The 15,535-nt window shown below is 66.4% G+C and carries 18 protein-coding genes; 11 read left to right on the top strand and 7 right to left on the bottom strand.

What is annotated here, in order from left to right:
• The first annotated feature begins 1 nt into the window (after nt 1).
• From ACIBK2_RS00765 to ACIBK2_RS00745, 5 genes are read left to right on the top strand one after another with little or no spacing between them, the layout of a single operon-like run.
• Nucleotides 2-1,744: an HAD-IIIC family phosphatase gene (locus tag ACIBK2_RS00765; RefSeq protein WP_396962147.1), complete on the top strand. Its 1,743-nt coding sequence runs from the start codon at nt 2-4 to the stop codon at nt 1,742-1,744.
• Nucleotides 1,734-1,982 (top strand): acyl carrier protein, encoded by a 249-nt coding sequence (locus ACIBK2_RS00760; RefSeq protein WP_379286003.1) that lies wholly within the window; start codon nt 1,734-1,736, stop codon nt 1,980-1,982. Before ACIBK2_RS00765 ends, ACIBK2_RS00760 begins: the two co-directional genes overlap by 11 nt.
• Nucleotides 1,979-3,526 (top strand): SDR family NAD(P)-dependent oxidoreductase, encoded by a 1,548-nt coding sequence (locus tag ACIBK2_RS00755; RefSeq protein ID WP_396962144.1) that lies wholly within the window; start codon nt 1,979-1,981, stop codon nt 3,524-3,526. The genes ACIBK2_RS00760 and ACIBK2_RS00755 overlap by 4 nt, the downstream gene beginning before the upstream one ends.
• Nucleotides 3,489-4,448 carry an ABC transporter ATP-binding protein gene (locus ACIBK2_RS00750; protein WP_396962142.1) on the top strand — a complete coding sequence of 320 codons (960 nt, stop codon included), beginning with the start codon at nt 3,489-3,491 and terminating at the stop codon, nt 4,446-4,448. Before ACIBK2_RS00755 ends, ACIBK2_RS00750 begins: the two co-directional genes overlap by 38 nt.
• Nucleotides 4,435-5,223 carry an ABC transporter permease gene (locus tag ACIBK2_RS00745; protein WP_396962140.1) on the top strand — a complete coding sequence of 263 codons (789 nt, stop codon included), beginning with the start codon at nt 4,435-4,437 and terminating at the stop codon, nt 5,221-5,223. The genes ACIBK2_RS00750 and ACIBK2_RS00745 overlap by 14 nt, the downstream gene beginning before the upstream one ends.
• Before the next feature lie 50 nt (nt 5,224-5,273).
• Here the strand turns inward: ACIBK2_RS00745 and ACIBK2_RS00740 are convergent, their stop codons facing one another.
• On the bottom strand, nt 5,274-5,774 hold the full coding sequence (locus ACIBK2_RS00740; RefSeq protein ID WP_357384303.1) for a hypothetical protein: 501 nt from the start codon (nt 5,772-5,774) through the stop codon (nt 5,274-5,276).
• A gap of 418 nt (nt 5,775-6,192) precedes the next feature.
• Nucleotides 6,193-6,321 (bottom strand): hypothetical protein, encoded by a 129-nt coding sequence (locus ACIBK2_RS00735; protein WP_396962137.1) that lies wholly within the window; start codon nt 6,319-6,321, stop codon nt 6,193-6,195.
• A 196-nt stretch (nt 6,322-6,517) separates the two neighbouring features.
• Between ACIBK2_RS00735 and ACIBK2_RS00730 the strand changes: the two genes are divergently transcribed.
• Nucleotides 6,518-6,760 carry a DUF6886 family protein gene (locus tag ACIBK2_RS00730; protein ID WP_396962135.1) on the top strand — a complete coding sequence of 81 codons (243 nt, stop codon included), beginning with the start codon at nt 6,518-6,520 and terminating at the stop codon, nt 6,758-6,760.
• 5 nt (nt 6,761-6,765) lie between these two features.
• On the opposite strand, the gene ACIBK2_RS00725 is transcribed toward ACIBK2_RS00730, so the two are convergent.
• The 3 genes from ACIBK2_RS00725 to ACIBK2_RS00715 form a co-directional block, all read right to left on the bottom strand.
• The gene (locus ACIBK2_RS00725; RefSeq protein ID WP_396962133.1) at nt 6,766-7,209 is read right to left on the bottom strand and encodes a YybH family protein; all 444 of its coding nucleotides are present in this window, start codon (nt 7,207-7,209) and stop codon (nt 6,766-6,768) included.
• A gap of 77 nt (nt 7,210-7,286) precedes the next feature.
• Nucleotides 7,287-7,658: a hypothetical protein gene (locus ACIBK2_RS00720; RefSeq protein WP_396962131.1), complete on the bottom strand. Its 372-nt coding sequence runs from the start codon at nt 7,656-7,658 to the stop codon at nt 7,287-7,289.
• Nucleotides 7,659-7,766: 108 nt separating this feature from the next.
• Entirely contained in the window at nt 7,767-8,606 is an 840-nt protein-coding gene (locus tag ACIBK2_RS00715) for a helix-turn-helix transcriptional regulator (protein WP_396962129.1), read from the bottom strand.
• Nucleotides 8,607-8,708: 102 nt separating this feature from the next.
• On the opposite strand from ACIBK2_RS00715, the gene ACIBK2_RS00710 reads away from it, so the two are divergent.
• Nucleotides 8,709-9,425, top strand: coding sequence for an SDR family oxidoreductase (locus ACIBK2_RS00710; RefSeq protein WP_396962127.1), 717 nt, complete (start codon nt 8,709-8,711; stop codon nt 9,423-9,425).
• 9 nt (nt 9,426-9,434) lie between these two features.
• On the opposite strand, the gene ACIBK2_RS00705 is transcribed toward ACIBK2_RS00710, so the two are convergent.
• Entirely contained in the window at nt 9,435-9,986 is a 552-nt protein-coding gene (locus tag ACIBK2_RS00705) for a MepB family protein (protein ID WP_396962125.1), read from the bottom strand.
• A gap of 702 nt (nt 9,987-10,688) precedes the next feature.
• Between ACIBK2_RS00705 and ACIBK2_RS00700 the strand changes: the two genes are divergently transcribed.
• Nucleotides 10,689-11,555, top strand: a complete 867-nt coding sequence (locus tag ACIBK2_RS00700; protein WP_396962123.1) for an LLM class flavin-dependent oxidoreductase — start codon at nt 10,689-10,691, stop codon at nt 11,553-11,555.
• Between the two features lie 378 nt (nt 11,556-11,933).
• Here ACIBK2_RS00700 and ACIBK2_RS00695 read toward each other — a convergent pair whose 3' ends face one another.
• A complete protein-coding gene (locus ACIBK2_RS00695) occupies nt 11,934-13,361 on the bottom strand; it encodes an FAD-dependent monooxygenase (protein ID WP_396962121.1) in 1,428 nt (475 codons plus the stop codon).
• Between the two features lie 66 nt (nt 13,362-13,427).
• Between ACIBK2_RS00695 and ACIBK2_RS00690 the strand changes: the two genes are divergently transcribed.
• From ACIBK2_RS00690 to ACIBK2_RS00680, 3 genes are all read left to right on the top strand, one after another.
• Nucleotides 13,428-14,054: a TetR family transcriptional regulator gene (locus ACIBK2_RS00690; RefSeq protein WP_396962119.1), complete on the top strand. Its 627-nt coding sequence runs from the start codon at nt 13,428-13,430 to the stop codon at nt 14,052-14,054.
• 98 nt (nt 14,055-14,152) lie between these two features.
• Nucleotides 14,153-15,118, top strand: a complete 966-nt coding sequence (locus ACIBK2_RS00685) for an ADP-ribosylglycohydrolase family protein (RefSeq protein ID WP_396962117.1) — start codon at nt 14,153-14,155, stop codon at nt 15,116-15,118.
• A gap of 55 nt (nt 15,119-15,173) precedes the next feature.
• Nucleotides 15,174-15,383: a hypothetical protein gene (locus ACIBK2_RS00680; protein ID WP_357384322.1), complete on the top strand. Its 210-nt coding sequence runs from the start codon at nt 15,174-15,176 to the stop codon at nt 15,381-15,383.
• Nucleotides 15,384-15,535: the final 152 nt, after the last annotated feature.

Raw genomic sequence — 15,535 nt, 5'->3', positions numbered from 1 at the left:
CATGACAACCGATGTGGCAGTAGAACTTTCCCCCGCCGACGGCTACGTGGCGTGGACCCAGCGCGCGAAATCGCTCGCGCGCGAACCCGGCGTGCCCGGTGTCGCGGTGCGGATGGCGCTGCTGGCCACCTACACCACCGACTTCCTCGCCGAACTGCTGCCGCTGGCGGGCGCACGCGCCGGTCTGACGCCGGAACTCCTGGAGTTCCCGTTCGGTCAGGTCGAGCAGGTGTTGCTCGCGCCCCAAACACCGTTCCGTGAGGGCGATTACGTGGTGCTGGCCGGTACGCACCACGACGTCACCGGCACGGTCGACGAGACCGTCAACCGTTGGGTCGGGCTCTGGGACGCGGCCGCGCGCTCCGGAGTGCGGGTCGTCCAGCTCGGTTTCGCGCCGCCCGCGGTGGATGCCTATGGACCGGCGGCTTGGCGTGCACCGCAGTCTCTGTCGTATCGGGTGCGCGAGATAAATGCTCGACTCGCCGAACAAGCCGCGGGCCGAGTGCTTTTCGTCGACGTCGAACAGCTCGCCGCTCAGGTCGGCCTGCGTCAGTGGGAGGACCCGCGCAGCTGGTACCGGGTGCGTCAGCCATACGCGCCCGACAGCCTGCCGTGGCTCGCCGCCGCCATCGCCGACACGATCGCCGCCGACCGTGGCCGCTCCGCGCGCTGCGTGGTCGTCGACCTCGACGGCACCCTGTGGGGTGGCATCCTCGGCGACGATGGCATCGAAGGCATTCGCGTCGGCACCGGTCCGGACGGTGAGGCGTTCGCCGACTTCCAGCGTTACCTGCGCGCACTGACCGAGCGCGGCGTGCTGCTCGCGGTGGCCAGCAAGAACGACCGCGACCTGGCCCTGCGCGCCATCGCCGAGGCGCCCGGCATGGTGCTGCGGGTCGAGGACTTCACCCACATCGTCGCCGACTGGCGACCCAAATCCGAACAGCTCCAGGAGATTTCGGACAAGATCCGGCTCGGCCTGAACAGCTTCGCCTTCGTCGACGACAACCCCGCCGAATGCGCGCAGGTCGTCGCCGCCCATCCCGAGGTGCGCGCGCTGTGCCTGCCCGCCTCGCCCGCCAAGTTCGCCACCGAACTGGCGGCCCTGCCCTGGCTGCATCCGGGCTCGCTGTCCACCGAGGACTTCACCAGGCAACGCTCCTACCAGGCGCTCGCCGCCGCCGAGCGGACCGCGACGGACAACCTCGACGAGTTCCTCGCGGGCCTGGAGATGGTGGCCACCCTCGAACCGATCAACAGCACCACCCTCGACCGGGCCGCGCAGCTGATCGCCAAGACCAACCAGTTCAACCTGACCACCCGCAGGCACACCCAGACCCAGGTCCGGAAGATGGCCGAGGACCCGCAGTGGTTCGCCGCCACCCTGCGCCTGCGGGACCGCTTCGCCGACCATGGCATCGTCGGCGTGCTGCTCGCCGAAGACCTCGGCGGCACCGTCGAGCTCGACACCCTGCTGCTCAGCTGCCGGGTGATCGGCCGGAACGCGGAAAACAATCTCCTGGCCGCCGCCGCGGAATGGGCGCTGGCACAGGGCAGTTCGCGATTGGTGGGCCGGTACATCCCGACCGCCCGCAACGCGCTGGTGCGCGACCTGTACCCCGGACACGGCTTCGCATTCGAAGCGGAGTCCGAACAGGGGTCGGTATACGGATACGACCTTTCGGGCGGCGCACTCGCGCGCAGCCCGCATGTGCGAGAGGCGCAGATGCAACATGGCTACTGATGTGATGGAGCAGCTGCTCGAGCTGTTCGCCGAGGTGGTCGGGGAGCCGGCCGCACACGGCCCCGACACCGTCCGCGGCGACATGGACACCTGGGACTCGCTCGCCCAGGTGCGCCTCGTCTACGCGGTGGAACGCGCTTTCGCGGTGGAACTTCCGGAGAGCACGCTCACCTCGGAACCGTCGCTCGCCGAGATCGCCGACTCCGTGGCGGCCGCACGGCAGGAGCGGGTGTCATGAACTCGCGGGTCTTCCGGGTTACCGATACGGATGTTGCGACCTATGCCGCTGCAGTCGGCGATCGCAATCCACTGCACGTGGACAACGACTTTGGGCATCGATCGCCGTATGGCAGGCCTGTTGCGCACGGTGCACTGGTAGTCACCCTCGCGTTGGCCGCTCTGGCGGAGACGACCGATCCGATGGCTGTGCGCGATATTCGGGCAACGTTCCGGCAGCCCACGATTCCGGGCCGACGCTACGAGGTCGACTGGACCGTGTCGGAGAGTGAGGCGCGAGGCCGGGTCAGCTTCGGCGGTATCGAGGTGGTCGGCATTCGGTGCAAGCTCGGCTCGGTGCTGCCGTGGTGCGGTCCCGCCGCCGAGGACGAGCCGCGTCGGGACGCCCCTCGGGTGCTCGGATTGGCCGATCTGGCCGGAGATTCCGCGCAGGCGCCGGGTCAAGAGAGTGGGTCCTATTCGGTGGACTATCCGCTGATCGCGGGTCTGGTGTCGCGGGTCATCGGCGGACGTGTGCCCGAACATGTTGCGGCGGTGCTGGGTTGGGCGAGCTACTGGACCGGGATGTGCACACCCGGCCGGGACGCCCTGCTCGTCGCATGCACCGTCGTGCTGCACGGATCCGGTTCCGGTGCAGTGGAATTCGAGACCAATGAGCCCGAAGTAGACCGGCGATCCGGCCTCGTCACCTTGCGCGCGGGCATGCGCTGCGGTGCGAGTGCCGATGTCACCGTGCAGAGTTTGATCAGGGAATCGGTGCCCGGCCCGGATTCGGCGGAACTGGCCGCGGTTTTGCCGCCGTCGGAGAAGCTGGCCGGACGCACCATCCTGGTCGTCGGCGGCAGCCGAGGCTTAGGTGCCGCGGTATCACTGGGTTTGGCGAGTCAGGGCGCGCGCGTGCTGGTGAGCTGCACCCGCGCACCCGAGGTGCTCGCGGCCGCCTCGCACGCCTATCGAGATCGCTTGTGGCCGGTGCTAGCCGACGCCAGCGACGGTTGGGCGTTGGGCGCGGCGCTGCCGGAAGGTCAGCTGGACGGCGTGGTTCTGCTTGCCGCACCGGCGATTCCGACGCTGCCGCTGGCACCGGACGCGGTCGAGACCGCCGCGCAGTTCATGGCGGCGAGCACCCGTCTGGTCTTCGCGCCGCTGTCGGTGTGCGTGCCGCGCCTGCGCAAAGGCGCGACGGTAGTGATGATCTCGTCGGAGGCGGTACTCGCGCCGCCCCGCTGGTGGCCGCACTACGCGGCGGCCAAGGCGGCCGTCGAGGGTCTCGCGGAATACGTTGCGCGACATCATCCCTGGAACGTCGTGGTGGTGCGTCCACCGCGGCTCTGGACCGACCTGACGAACACGCCGGGCGGACGTGCCGTGAGCAACCCCATCGCGCCCGTCGCCGCGGACATCGTCAACGCGTTTTCCTCGGAAGCAGCTGTCCCCGGGGAAGTTTCGGTACTCGGCGCCGCTGGTTGGGGCGCACCATGGCCAATTCTGAGTGAGGAGGTGCGGGATGCTGGAGATCGCCGACCTGAACAAGTCGTACGGTAAGAAACAGGTCCTCACCGGGATCGATCTGACCGTGCAGCCGGGCGAGATCGTCGGGTTGCTCGGTCCCAACGGCGCGGGTAAGACCACGACGGCGTCGATCGTCGCGGGTCTGACACCGCCCGATTCCGGCACGGTGCGCATCGACGGCATCGACATCCGGACCGAGCCGCGGCAGGCCCGGCGCAAGCTGGGCCTCGCGCCGCAGGAACTGGGCGTGTATCCGACGCTGACCGCGGAAGAGAACCTGATCTTCTTCGGCAGGTTGATGGGCGTCGGGCGCAAAGACTTGACCGCGCGCATCGCCGAGGTAGGCGAGCGGCTCGGTGTCACGCCCTTCCTGAAGACCCGGGCGCACCAGCTCTCCGGTGGTCAGCAGCGTCGGCTGCACACCGCGATGGCGTTGCTGCACGAGCCGGATGTGCTCTGGCTCGACGAACCGACCGTCGGTGCCGATGTTTCGGCGCGGCAGGACCTGCTCGTCGAGGTCCGCAACCTGGCCGATCAAGGCGCTGCCGTCGTCTACGCGACGCACTATCTGCCTGAACTCGAGGTCCTCGACGCGCGCGTGGTCGTGCTGCATCAAGGCCGGATCCTGGCACAGGGCAGTGCCGCGGATCTGGTCGAGCAGTACGCGCAGTCCGCGGTGAGCCTGGAGTTCTCGGCGGCCATCCCCACCAGCCTCGGCGGATTCCTCGCCGCACCGGGCGCGGTGGTGCTGGAGTCGAAGCGCTTGAACATTCCCACCAACTCGCCGGGACAGCTGCTCGCGCAACTGTTCGCCACCTTGGACACCGATACCGACCAGCTGCTGGCCGCGGAGATCCATCACCCCAACCTGGAGAACGCGTACTTGGCGATCATGCGCGCGGCGCAGGACGCGGATGACCAGCCCGTGGAAGGGATCCGAGATGCTGTTGCATGATTCTGCCGTCGATCGAGTACGCGCGTTGTCCTGGGCGGACCTGCGCCGCATTCGTTCCGATCCGGCTCAGCTCATCGTGATGATGGTGCTGCCGATCGGCATGATGGCGTTCCTGACGCCGGCCAACCGGGCGCAGTTGCGGCTGACCGGCTACTTCAATGCCACCGGCATCGAACAGTCCGGGCCGGGCACGATCGTGCTGTTCGCGTTCTTCATCACCACCCTGCTCGGTGCCTCGTTCTTCCGCGAACACGAGTGGGGGACTTGGGATCGGCTGCGCGCCGCGCCGGTGCGGGCCGTGGAGATCATCATCGGGAAATCGTTCCCGTCGGTGCTGTTCTCGGTCTTCCAGCTCACGTTCCTGTGGTTGGTCGCATTCACCCTGTGGGATCTGCACAGCAAGGGATCGACCTGGTTGCTCGTGCCGCTCACCGCGTCGCTCGCCGTCGCGACCTGGGGATTCGGCATCGCCCTTGTCTCGTTGTGCCGCAGCATCGATCAGCTGGCGATCATGGCGCAGGTGGGGTCGCTGGCCATCGGCGGGCTCGCCGGCACCATCACCCCGCGTGACACGCTGCCCGCCTGGGCGCGCGCGTTGTCGCCGTATACGCCGCAGTACTGGGCGTTGAAGGGATATCAGGACGTCATCCTGCACGGTGCCGGGTTCGGCGACATCATCAAGCCGTGTCTGATTCTGCTTGCTGTCGGTGTGGCGGGCGGACTGGTCGCGCTGTTCAAATTCCGGCTCAATCACAGCAAGATCGGCCGGAGCTGAGCTCGGTTGTTCGGAGCCGGGGCTCGGGGTTATTCAGCGCAGGGCTCGGGCTACTCGATGGGCTGGGTGATCGCGTTGTGTTCGTCGTTGATCAGGTGAAACGCGGACGCCAGGTCGTCGAGTGCGGTCTGCCAGAGTGATTCGGTGCCGTCGCCGTGCGGGTTGCCGCTGCTGAGTGAGAGCAGCACCTGGGCGGCTTCGGCGGCGCGGGCGGCGGCGTCGAGCAGCACCGGTGCCTGGTCCGAGGTGTCGCGTGGGGCCAGCGCGTCGATCCGGTTGTGTAGCCAGTGCGCGTCGAAATGGGCCTGTTCGGTGGCGTTTTCGCCGTCCAGCGCTGGTTGGGTGCTCGCCGCGGTCCAGCGGCGGGCCAGCTCGTTCTGATCCGGCGCGTTGGTGACCGCGCTGCGCAGTTCACTGCTGAACACGCGTTGCAGCAGCGCCGCCAGCTTGGCGCGTTCGACCGCGGTGTCGTTGTGCGCGGGGGCATCGGTGTCGCCTGGGTCGATATGCAGCACCGCGAGAATTGCCCTCAGTTGCGCGATCGTGGCCACTCAACCCCTGCCTTGTCATGACTCGCCGAGCCGCTCTCGGCTACCACCCGACCCCCGGTACCCCGAACGATTAACTAAATGATAGCCGCACGGTGTCATCGTGACACCGCAAACGCCACGCGAATCCCACGCTGACATGCGCGGTCATGGATTGCTGCGCAACCGATCTCGCCGCGCCTACCTCGTTGAACACGAAACCATCACCCCCGCTGTTCGTGCGGTCCGGGCAGAGTTGCGCCCGGAATGCCCAGTGTCACCGATGCCGCGCCGGACGGTCCAGCGAACACGCTGGCCGGTGCGCCCACGGTGATTCCATTCCGAAACGTTGATGCCCACACATCTAAGTTCGGACTGGTCCCCCCCTCTGGATTGTCGGCACGCCGAACGAATATCGGCGACCTAGCCGGAGCGCGGACGATCAGGGGTTGGGGTAGGTCGTCGCGATCATGTCGAGGACGAGATCCTGGAGTAGTCGACGAGTCGTGTGGGCCTGCGCGATCATCAGCTCCGACGAGCCGTCTTCGGCCAGGTCGACGAGCTGATTCATGGAATGACACACGGCAACCAGCCGTCGTACGGCTTGCCGCCGCTCACCGCAAGTGAGGTCGGTACGCATAACCAGCCCATCGCGCCACGCCGCCCGAGTGTTTCGTTCCGCCACGCCGATCCGATCCGCCACCCGTAACGCGTTGGACGAGTTCGTTTTCCGCACCGGTCGGTCGCTTGTGTGGTAGCGAAGGGTTATGTACCCCGAGCCGGGGGAAGTTCTGCACTTCTCCGAGGACCCGACCATCGACCGTTTCGTGCCGCATATCGCGTCGACCGCCCGGCAAACCGAGCCTTATGTCTGGGCCGTGGACCGGGACCGAGCTCCCGACTACTGGTTCCCTCGCGCCTGCCCGCGCGCGATGGCCTGGGTCACCGCCGACACCACCTCACTGGGTTTCAGCGGCATCCGTTTGCGCGCTGCCCAGCCTCGCACCTGAGCTCGCTACGGCGTCAGGTCCAGCAGTGCGGTGCCGTTCGCGAAGTCCGTCGGGACCGAGCTGTGGTCGTGCACGATGAGCCACTGCCCGTCGCGTTTCTGGAAGCAGGCGGTCCAACGCAGCCACAGGTCGGCTTCCTGGCCGTCGCGCATTGTTCCCATCATGCGATTGAGGCTGCGGCTGAAGGCGACGTCGGTGCCGATGGTGATGGCCAGCTCGCGGATCTCGAACTCGATGGGGCCGGTGAAGTTGGCGAACGTCGCCTCCCATGGCCTGCGATACTCGTCCGTCCCGACGTATCGCAGCGGCGGCGCGATATCGAACGACACCGTATCCGCAGCATGAATCGCCATGGCCGCGTCCACATCGCGATTCCGAAACGCCTCCACCCATCTATCGATCACGCCTCGGATGTCCGCGTCGTCCGTTGCTTCTGTTGTGCGGGTCATCGTCCACCTCGAACTTCCCTCACGTTTTTGGAAATCTCACCCTGCCAGACCCCACCGACAGTTTTCCGGGCCAACAGCTAGCGCGGCTTCCAGAAGGTGAGCTGGTCACGCGGGGTGCCATCGGCCGTGCGGTAGTCGAGTCGCCAGTACAGACCCTCGTCCGGATCGCTCGAGTGGTTGCCGAACCGTGCCTTGCGGACGTTGTCGAGCGCCGCGCAGTCCTGTAGTACGGTGAAACCGTCCTCGATACGCGGTGCGTCGCAATAGATCTCAATGTCGATATCGGGTGCCATCGCCAACTCGTAGGCCACCGCGCCGACGAGGATCGGCGTTCCGAAGGCTTGCCAGCGTTCGAAAAGCTGTAGCCGGGTGAGGATCTCGTGCGCTTGCCGCGTCCGTTGCCGACTCTGCTCCAGAACGTCGGGCATGCCCGGAACTGGGTGGCTCATACCGCCGACGATACTTTCATCGGTGTGCTGATCCGATGCGACTGAGGATCGGTTGGGGGTGGTTCCGCCCATGGCCGCGTCAGTTCGCCACTGTGGCAGGAGGATTCGCTATCCGGTCAGGGATTGGGTGCCGAGCACGGTGAGTAGCGCGAGGCGTTCGGCGTCCTCGGTGCCCGGCTCGGCCGTGTAGATCATGATGCGCAGATCGCTGCCTGCGACCGTGAGTATGTCGCAGTCCATCGTCACCGGGCCTACTCGCGGATGATCGATTGTTTTCTGGGCGGCCTCGCGGCGGCCGACTGCGCCGGAGTTCCAAAGTTCGGCGAATCGGGTGCTGTTGGCGCGCAGGTCGGCGATGAGCTTGCGCAGGCGCAGGTCGGCCGGATATTGGGCGGCGGCTGCGCGTAGGTCGGAGACCAGGGATGTTTCGTGTGCGCGGGTGGCTTCCGGCGTGCGACGAGAGGGGATTCCGGGGCCGACGAAGTGTCGCCACACGCCGTTGCGGTTGTTGTCGTGCGGGCCGGGTGGTTCGCCCATCAACGCTGCGTACGGCTGGTTGAATTGCAGCAGCGTCCAAGTTGCGTCGTAGACGGCGACGGGAGTCCCGGTCAGTCTGTCCAGTACGCGTTGCACGCTCGAGGTGATGTAGGTGGGCACGGTGTCCGGGTCCGGCAGCGCCAACCCGGCCAGCCGGAACAAGTGCGCGCGTTCGGTCGCGGACAATCGGAGGCCTCTGGCCAGGGCCTCGACGACCTGAGTCGATGGGTTGGACGCGCGTCCTTGTTCGAGGCGGGTGATGTAGTCGACGGAAATTCCGGCCAACAGCGCCAATTCCTCTCGGCGCAGCCCTGGTGCGCGTCGATGACCACCGGCCGGCAGCCCGGCTGCCTCGGGCGCGACCCGATCGCGCCACCGGCGCACCGCCTTCCCGAATTCCGCTGTTGCCATAGTTCCAAGTCTGCCCGCACACCGGTCGACGTGCCTGGTATCAGCAGTCCCAGGAAGGGCAGACGACTGGTTGCCTCCCCTGACCACGGCGAAGCTGAAGCCATGACAACGACACTGATCACCGGAGCCAACAAGGGCCTCGGCTTCGAGACCGCCCGCCGACTCATCGAGGCAGGCCACACCGTCTATCTCGGCAGCAGGGACGCCGAACGCGGCAGGCGGGCCGCCGAACAGTTGGGTGCCCGCGCGGTCGTCCTCGACGTCACCGACGACGCATCCGTCGCGGCAGCCGTGAAAACCATCGAGGCCGACGGCGGCCTGGACGTCCTGATCAACAACGCGGGCATCTCCGGCCGCGAAGGACAGACCCGCGACATCGACGAGATCGGCGCCCCGGCCGTGACTGTCGACATCATGCGGCCGATCTTCGACACCAACGTTTTCGGCATAGTCCGCGTGACCCACGCCTTCCTCCCACTACTGCGCCGATCCGCCGCACCCGTCGTGGTCAACGTCAGCAGCGGCCTGGCCTCACTGACGCACGTCACCACCCCCGACACACCGGCGTACCTCTACCCGGGAGTCGCCTATCCCGCGTCGAAAGCCGCAGTCAACATGATCACCGTGCAGTACGCAAAAGCCCTCCCGGACATGCGAATCAACGCGGTAGAGCCCGGCTACACGGCGACCGACCTGAACGGCCACGCGGGAACGCAGACCGTCGAGGAGGGCGCGGAGATCATCGTCCGGATGGCCCAGCTGAACCCCGACGGCCCAACCGGCGGCTACTTCGACGCCAACGGCGCCCTGCCCTGGTAGTCCGACCATCTACCGGCGGTAGAGCATTCGCGCACGAGCGGTGTCGATCGGCCCGTCGCGTGACAGGTGTAAAAAGTGATCCAGCTGCCAGGCTTGCGAATTCGCGGCCTGACGGTTGGTGGTGTTCACCCACGGCGGATACACACGGAACGCCCGCTTGCCACCAACACCATCCACCGATACCACCCCGCGTTCCTGGAGCACTTCAATGGGAAAGATGAACTGCCCCAACCAGTCTCGATCGCTGGTGCTGATGACGAAGAGATCGATCGGATCGGCGGCATCGAAGGGCTGGATGGGCCCGTCCGCAGACCGCTTCCACACCGTGACGAACTGCCCGACCTTGGTCGGCGTCGACTTGGCCGCCCGGAATCGGACCGATCGGCCGTCGAGGGTGAACGAGTGGGCGGCGTACGCGGCACCCTCGCTTTCGGGAACCGGGGACGAGCAGACGAACCCGCAAAGGTCGTAGACGAGCGCCTTGGCGGCGCGCAAGTCGCCGTTGACCACCGACCACGGCATAACGGCCCGGAGGTCTGTCGAGTACTGGCCGCTAGTCACCCGTTCACCCTGGCACGAGCCACCGACAGAATCCGCACCTTAACTCGGGATCGGCACTGCCTTTAGGGCCCTATTCCGAGTGCAGATCCCGAGTGGGAGTGCAGATCTTGAGGATACCGACTCGGGGATCGCTCCACGGGCTTGATCGACCACCGAAACCGCCGCCGCCCGCCCCGCTCTCGTCCAAAGCGCTTGCAACGCAACCACAACCCGACGACCACCTCGGGAACCTGACATCGCGCACCTGGCGTGCGCCTGAAGCCTGGTACGGCACACGACGCGAGCATCGAGGCGAGTCGAATGGTCGCTAAACGATCTTCAACAGCAACCATTCGACTCAGTTGATCTTGAAAACTCTCTCAACGCAACCACAACACGATGACCACGTCGGGAACGCGACACCGCGCACCTGACGCTTACCTAAAGCCGGGTACGGCACACGACGCGCCCACACTACTCACAGGAAAACGTGGACAGGTCTTAAGCTCATTGAGTTGGTTACCTTGGGAAGTCTTTAGGTGCACTTGCCCGGATAGGTACACGCATCGAGTGCGTGGCATGAGCTACCACCACCAGAAATCGCGATCAGCCGCCACCCGATCGACGGCATACGGCTGAACACTCCGCGACAGCCAGGCGACTATCGTTGCCGCAGAATCCAATCCGCTTGCCAGCCGCGGCCTGGCACAGCACTATTCCGGTATGCGATTCTCGATCAACATTCCGAACTTCGGCGACTTCGCCGACGCCAGGACGGTGGCGATGGCGGCCTCGGCGGCGGAAGAAGCAGGCTGGGACGCACTGTTCATCTGGGACCACATGGTCCTCGACAAGAAAGAACGTCAGGGTCAGCCGTTCGGTGATCCGTGGATGCTGCTGACCGCCGCGGCGTTGGCAACCTCCCGCCTGAAGCTGGGCACCCTGGTCACCCCGGTGGCCCGGCGACGGCCGGAACAACTCGCCCGCCAGGTGGCGACCTTGGACGCGCTGAGCGGTGGCCGGGTCATCTTCAGCGCGGGCCTCGGCGGCCCGATCGCCGACGAATTCGGCAGCTTCGGCGAGCCGACCGACCCCGTCCTGCTGGCCGAGCGCCTCGACGAAGGCTTGGATCTGTTGCAGCGCTACTGGTCTGGCGAGCGGGTCGACCACGACGGCAAGCACTACCAGGTCAACGACGTCACCCTGCTGCCCGCCGCCACCCAACGCCCCCGCCCACCCGTCTGGATCGCAGGCTTCTGGCCGCACCGCCGGCCGATCCGCCGAGCCGCCCGCTGGGACGGCGTCGTCCCCCTGTTCAGCAACGGACACGGCAACCCGCCACCCGTCGACGAACTCCGCGACCTCATCACCTACGCGAACGAACACCGAAAAGACCAACAGCACAACCACTTCGAGGTCGTGGTCGGCGGCATCAGCCCCGGCGACCCCACCAAGGCGCGTGACCTCATCGCCCCCTTCGCCGAAGCGGGCGCCACCTGGTGGGACGAACGCCAACTCATGACCACCGACGCCCTACACCGCCTCGCCCCGGTCATGCGCCGCATCAACCAGGGCCCACCCACCCTGTAGCGGCCATCGCACCCGGCGTCAGCTGCGCGGGTCGGGAAAACTAATCGTCGTGGGGTCCGGATCGAACGGATGGGTCGCACTCAGCTGATCGTCCGGGGGCAACGGCGTGCGCGGCTCGCGAACACCTGCCGCGCCGCCACCGGATTCCCCGGGCCCGCGTTTGACCTTCTTTGCCTTGACTCGGCCACGACCCATGGCTGACCTCGCATCACTGTCGGGCTGCCTGAAGCGAGAGGCGGCGGTAATCGACACGTTCCCACTACCTTAGCCGCGCTCTACCTCCGGCCGGCACCATCATGTGTTCGGTGCCGACCGGAATTCTAGACTGAATCATCGACCGGCGGTTGATGATTCGGCAGTCCGACATCGCCGCGGAGCTCAGCCGAACCAGCGGGTCAGGGCGGTTTCGAGCGGTTGTTCGTCGGCGGCCGACCAGGCGATGTAGCCGTCGGGCCGGATCAGGACGCTGGTGGTGTTGCCGTCGGCCTTGGCGGTGACGTGGTCGACTCGATCGGACCAGCGCTCGATCGACCGGGGTGTGTCGTCGAGCGAGAGCAGCAGCCCGCGGCCGGAGTGCATCAGGTGGCTCATGCGGGTCGGACCGTCCGGTGTGGTGAGGTCGAGGTCGATCATGCGCGGGCCGAGCCCGGCGTACTGGGTGTCGAGGCCCGACATCAGGCCCGAGACAAAGTAATTGGCTTCGGGCAACCGCAGCAGGTCGGTGAACATGTCGCGGACCGCGGCGACATTCTCGTTCTGGTCGGAGTTCAGGATCACGCCCTGTGCGCGGGTGGTGCGCAGGACCCGCGCGGCAACGGGGTAGCGCTCGGTGTGATAGCTGTCGAGCAACCCCTCGGGTGCCCAACCATGCACTGCCGCAGCGAGTTTCCAGCCCAGATTGACGGCGTCCTGGACGCCGAGATTGACGCCCTGGCCGCCGATCGGCAGGTGAATGTGGGCCGCGTCCCCGGCGAAGAACACCCTGCCTTCGCGATAGCGCTCGACCTGCCGTGCCGCGTCACTGAACCGGGAGGCCTCGCGCAACTCGCCCAGCCGCGTCTCGGGTCCGTACACCGCCTGCAGTGCCTCCTCGACTTCCGCTGCCGTGACGGGTGTTTGGCGATCGGTTCGTTCGGCGCCGAGCTTGCCGAAGATGAACCGGTACACACCACCTTCGATGGGGTGCAGGACAGTGAAGAACCCGTTGCCGGACTTGAAGTACTGACTGAAATGTTCGGAAATGCTTGGGACAGTATCGGATCGAGACGCGAGGGTCAGGTCCGCGACGGCCGAGGCCATCGTGCCCGCGGTGCCTGGGAACGGGACGCCCAGCAGCTTACGAACCGTGCTGTGCCCACCATCGCACGCGACGAGATAGCCGCCCCGAATATCCCCGACCGTGACGCCGCCGGAATCCTGTTCGATCGCCGACACCTCGAACTCGCGCAGCACCGGCACGCCCTGGTCGACCAGTCGCTGTTCGAGGAAGGCCTCCAACCGAGTCTGTGGAATCGCGACCGGATACGGATGACGGGTCTGCCACGGCCTGCAGTCCAGCTCGACCGGAAGGCCCGCGAAATGCCCACCGAACTCGCCGCGGGGGATCGCGCGGTCGAGCAGCGGATCCAGTAATCCGCGCAGGTCGAGTACCTCCGCGGTGCGCGGTTGCAGCCCGCCGGCCCGGGACTGCGCACTCCGCGTGCGCTGTTTTTCCAGCACTACCACCGGAATTCCGGCCAGCGTGAGCTCATTGGCCAGCATCAACCCCGTCGGCCCTGCCCCGACCACGATCACTTCAGTCTGCACGTCATCCTCCAAAAGTAGACTTAGTGCAATAATACACTCGATCTACTAATGCGCTAGAGTGGAGACATGACCGAACCGACGGGACTGCGCGAACGCAAGAAGATCCGTATCCGCGAGCAGATCGCGGCCACGGCAATCCGCATGTTCCTCGAATCCGGCTTCGACCAGATCTCGATCACCGACATCGCGCGCGCGGCCGAGGTCTCCCGCCGAACCCTGTTCGCGTACTTCCCGACCAAGGAAGACCTTGTCCTGCAACGTTTCGCCGACCACGAAGACGAAGCGGCCCGAATCGTCCGCGCCCGGCAACCCGACCAACCGCCGCTGGACGCGCTCCGCGAAGCCCACCTGGCAGCGCTACGTCAACGCGACCCGAACACCGGCCTGAACGACACTCCGGAGATCATGGCGTTCATCCAATTGATCAGCGGCACCGAAAGTTTGGCGGCCAGACTGAGCCGCTACGGCTCCCGCGGCGTAGCCACGCTGGCAGATGCATTGCACGAGAACGGTTTCAACCCACTCACCGCCCGCCTCCTGGCCGCCCAGGTGACCGTCGTCCAACGCGAACTCGCCGTCATGAACCACGCCCACCTCGTCAAAGGCGAATCCGCCGCAGCCCGCTACCCGGCAGCCGTCCAAGCCACCAACCATGCCTTCGATCTATTCCGCGACGGGATCGCAGCCCGGTGATCCGGCCGGTTGCGTGCCCCACGCGCTGATAGTTCGACGGTGCGCCGCGTCGTTGTCGTCGCGGAACGGTCAAGGGGCGATGGTTAGGATCAGCTGCGATGCATATCGACTTGATGCTTGATTCGCTGGATGGGCTGTCGGTGGGGGACTCGTTGGGTCAGCAGTTCCCCATTATGCGGCGGTCGATTCAGGATATTCGGGTGGGCAATCTTCCGGCGGGGCCATGGGGGTGGACCGACGACACCGAGATGGCCTGCAGCGTGGTTGCTGAGCTTTGTGCTCATGGTGGGATCGATCGGGATCGGCTTGCCGCTGCCTTCGCGCGGCGATTCGACCCGGGCCGTGACTATGGGTTCATTGCGGTCAGCACGTTGCGTCGAATTCAGGACGGCGCGCAGTGGCGGGAAGTGGCGGGCGCCGCGTACGACGGTCAGGGTTCGTGTGGCAATGGTGCTGCCATGCGGGCCGCGCCGTTGGGTGCCTATTACGCCGAGGATCCGAAAAAGCTTGTCGCCGAGGCGATCCGGTCCGCGCAGGTGACGCATATGCATCCGGAAGGGGTCGCCGGGGCGGTGGCGGTGGCGCTCGCGGCCGGTCGAGCCGCGTATGCCCGGCTGAGTGGAATTCGGCCCACACCAACGGAATTCATCACGACTGTGCTGGACCACCTCGACGACGGTGAGACGAGCCGACTGATTCGGCACGCCCGCACGCTGCTCGGGGCCTCCGCCGAACAGGCCGCGGCTGAACTCGGCAACGGATCTCGGGTGACCGCGCAGAACACGGTGCCGTTCACGATATGGGTCGCGGCAACCCATCTCGCCGACTACCCGTCCGCGATCACCACCTGTATTGCGGCAGACGGCGATATCGACACCACCAGCGCCATCGCCGGTGGCATTGTCGCCGCCTACACCGGCACCGCCCCAAGCGCAGGCCCCATCATCGGGGTCCCACCGAACTGGCTTGCCGCACGGGAACCGTTGCCCGACTGGTTCGATCCGGACCGCCGACCCCGTCCGCGCAAGAGCGCTCTTCGCCGCTGGCTGTCCGGCGCATCATGAGCACCCGGCGAGATCGCCCGCCATCGCCGGCGCCGACTTGGATTACTGTGGCGGCGTGGGGTTCACCGAATACGCGCCAGGCGACGTCGTCCATTTTCCGGAGGGCCCGTTCAACGGGATCTGCGGGGTCGTGCGAGAGGTCTACGCGCGCCGTGGGAAGCTGCGCGTCGACTTCGCCGAGGGCACTGTCCATCGCGAAGGCAACGTGCTGCGGGAGCGTCGGCACACCCTGACCGTCGGATACGACGAGGTCGAATTGCTCTGAGCGGCGAGCACCTGCGGCCGCAGCCGCAGCATCTGCGGGTGTTGTGTGCGGCGCACGGCGGCCTGTCTGAAAAGTCGCTCGCGGAACGCGGGGTGGGTTGGTAGCGTGCGGAGGACCGTGAGAATGCGTGAGGAGGTGAGACCCCATGAAGG

This window comes from Nocardia sp. NPDC050175 (assembly GCF_044459885.1).
Lineage (GTDB): Bacteria > Actinomycetota > Actinomycetes > Mycobacteriales > Mycobacteriaceae > Nocardia.
The sequence above is the reverse complement of the archived record's forward strand: the minus strand, read 5'-3'. Positions and strand labels throughout refer to the sequence as shown.

Excerpts from the sequence above, each read along its gene's own strand:
- ACIBK2_RS00745 (WP_396962140.1), top strand. The coding sequence starts at position 4,435 with ATGCTGTTGCATGATTCTGCCGTCGATCGAGTACGCGCGTTGTCCTGG.
- ACIBK2_RS00765 (WP_396962147.1), top strand. The coding sequence starts at position 2 with ATGACAACCGATGTGGCAGTAGAACTTTCCCCCGCCGACGGCTACGTG.
- ACIBK2_RS00725 (WP_396962133.1), bottom strand. The coding sequence starts at position 7,209 with ATGACCCGCACAACAGAAGCAACGGACGACGCGGACATCCGAGGCGTG.
- ACIBK2_RS00735 (WP_396962137.1), bottom strand. The coding sequence starts at position 6,321 with ATGAATCAGCTCGTCGACCTGGCCGAAGACGGCTCGTCGGAGCTGATG.
- ACIBK2_RS00755 (WP_396962144.1), top strand. The coding sequence starts at position 1,979 with ATGAACTCGCGGGTCTTCCGGGTTACCGATACGGATGTTGCGACCTAT.
- ACIBK2_RS00685 (WP_396962117.1), top strand. The coding sequence starts at position 14,153 with ATGCATATCGACTTGATGCTTGATTCGCTGGATGGGCTGTCGGTGGGG.
- ACIBK2_RS00750 (WP_396962142.1), top strand. The coding sequence starts at position 3,489 with ATGCTGGAGATCGCCGACCTGAACAAGTCGTACGGTAAGAAACAGGTC.
- ACIBK2_RS00700 (WP_396962123.1), top strand. The coding sequence starts at position 10,689 with ATGCGATTCTCGATCAACATTCCGAACTTCGGCGACTTCGCCGACGCC.
- ACIBK2_RS00690 (WP_396962119.1), top strand. The coding sequence starts at position 13,428 with ATGACCGAACCGACGGGACTGCGCGAACGCAAGAAGATCCGTATCCGC.
- ACIBK2_RS00760 (WP_379286003.1), top strand. The coding sequence starts at position 1,734 with ATGGCTACTGATGTGATGGAGCAGCTGCTCGAGCTGTTCGCCGAGGTG.
- ACIBK2_RS00730 (WP_396962135.1), top strand. The coding sequence starts at position 6,518 with ATGTACCCCGAGCCGGGGGAAGTTCTGCACTTCTCCGAGGACCCGACC.
- ACIBK2_RS00715 (WP_396962129.1), bottom strand. The coding sequence starts at position 8,606 with ATGGCAACAGCGGAATTCGGGAAGGCGGTGCGCCGGTGGCGCGATCGG.
- ACIBK2_RS00710 (WP_396962127.1), top strand. The coding sequence starts at position 8,709 with ATGACAACGACACTGATCACCGGAGCCAACAAGGGCCTCGGCTTCGAG.
- ACIBK2_RS00720 (WP_396962131.1), bottom strand. The coding sequence starts at position 7,658 with ATGAGCCACCCAGTTCCGGGCATGCCCGACGTTCTGGAGCAGAGTCGG.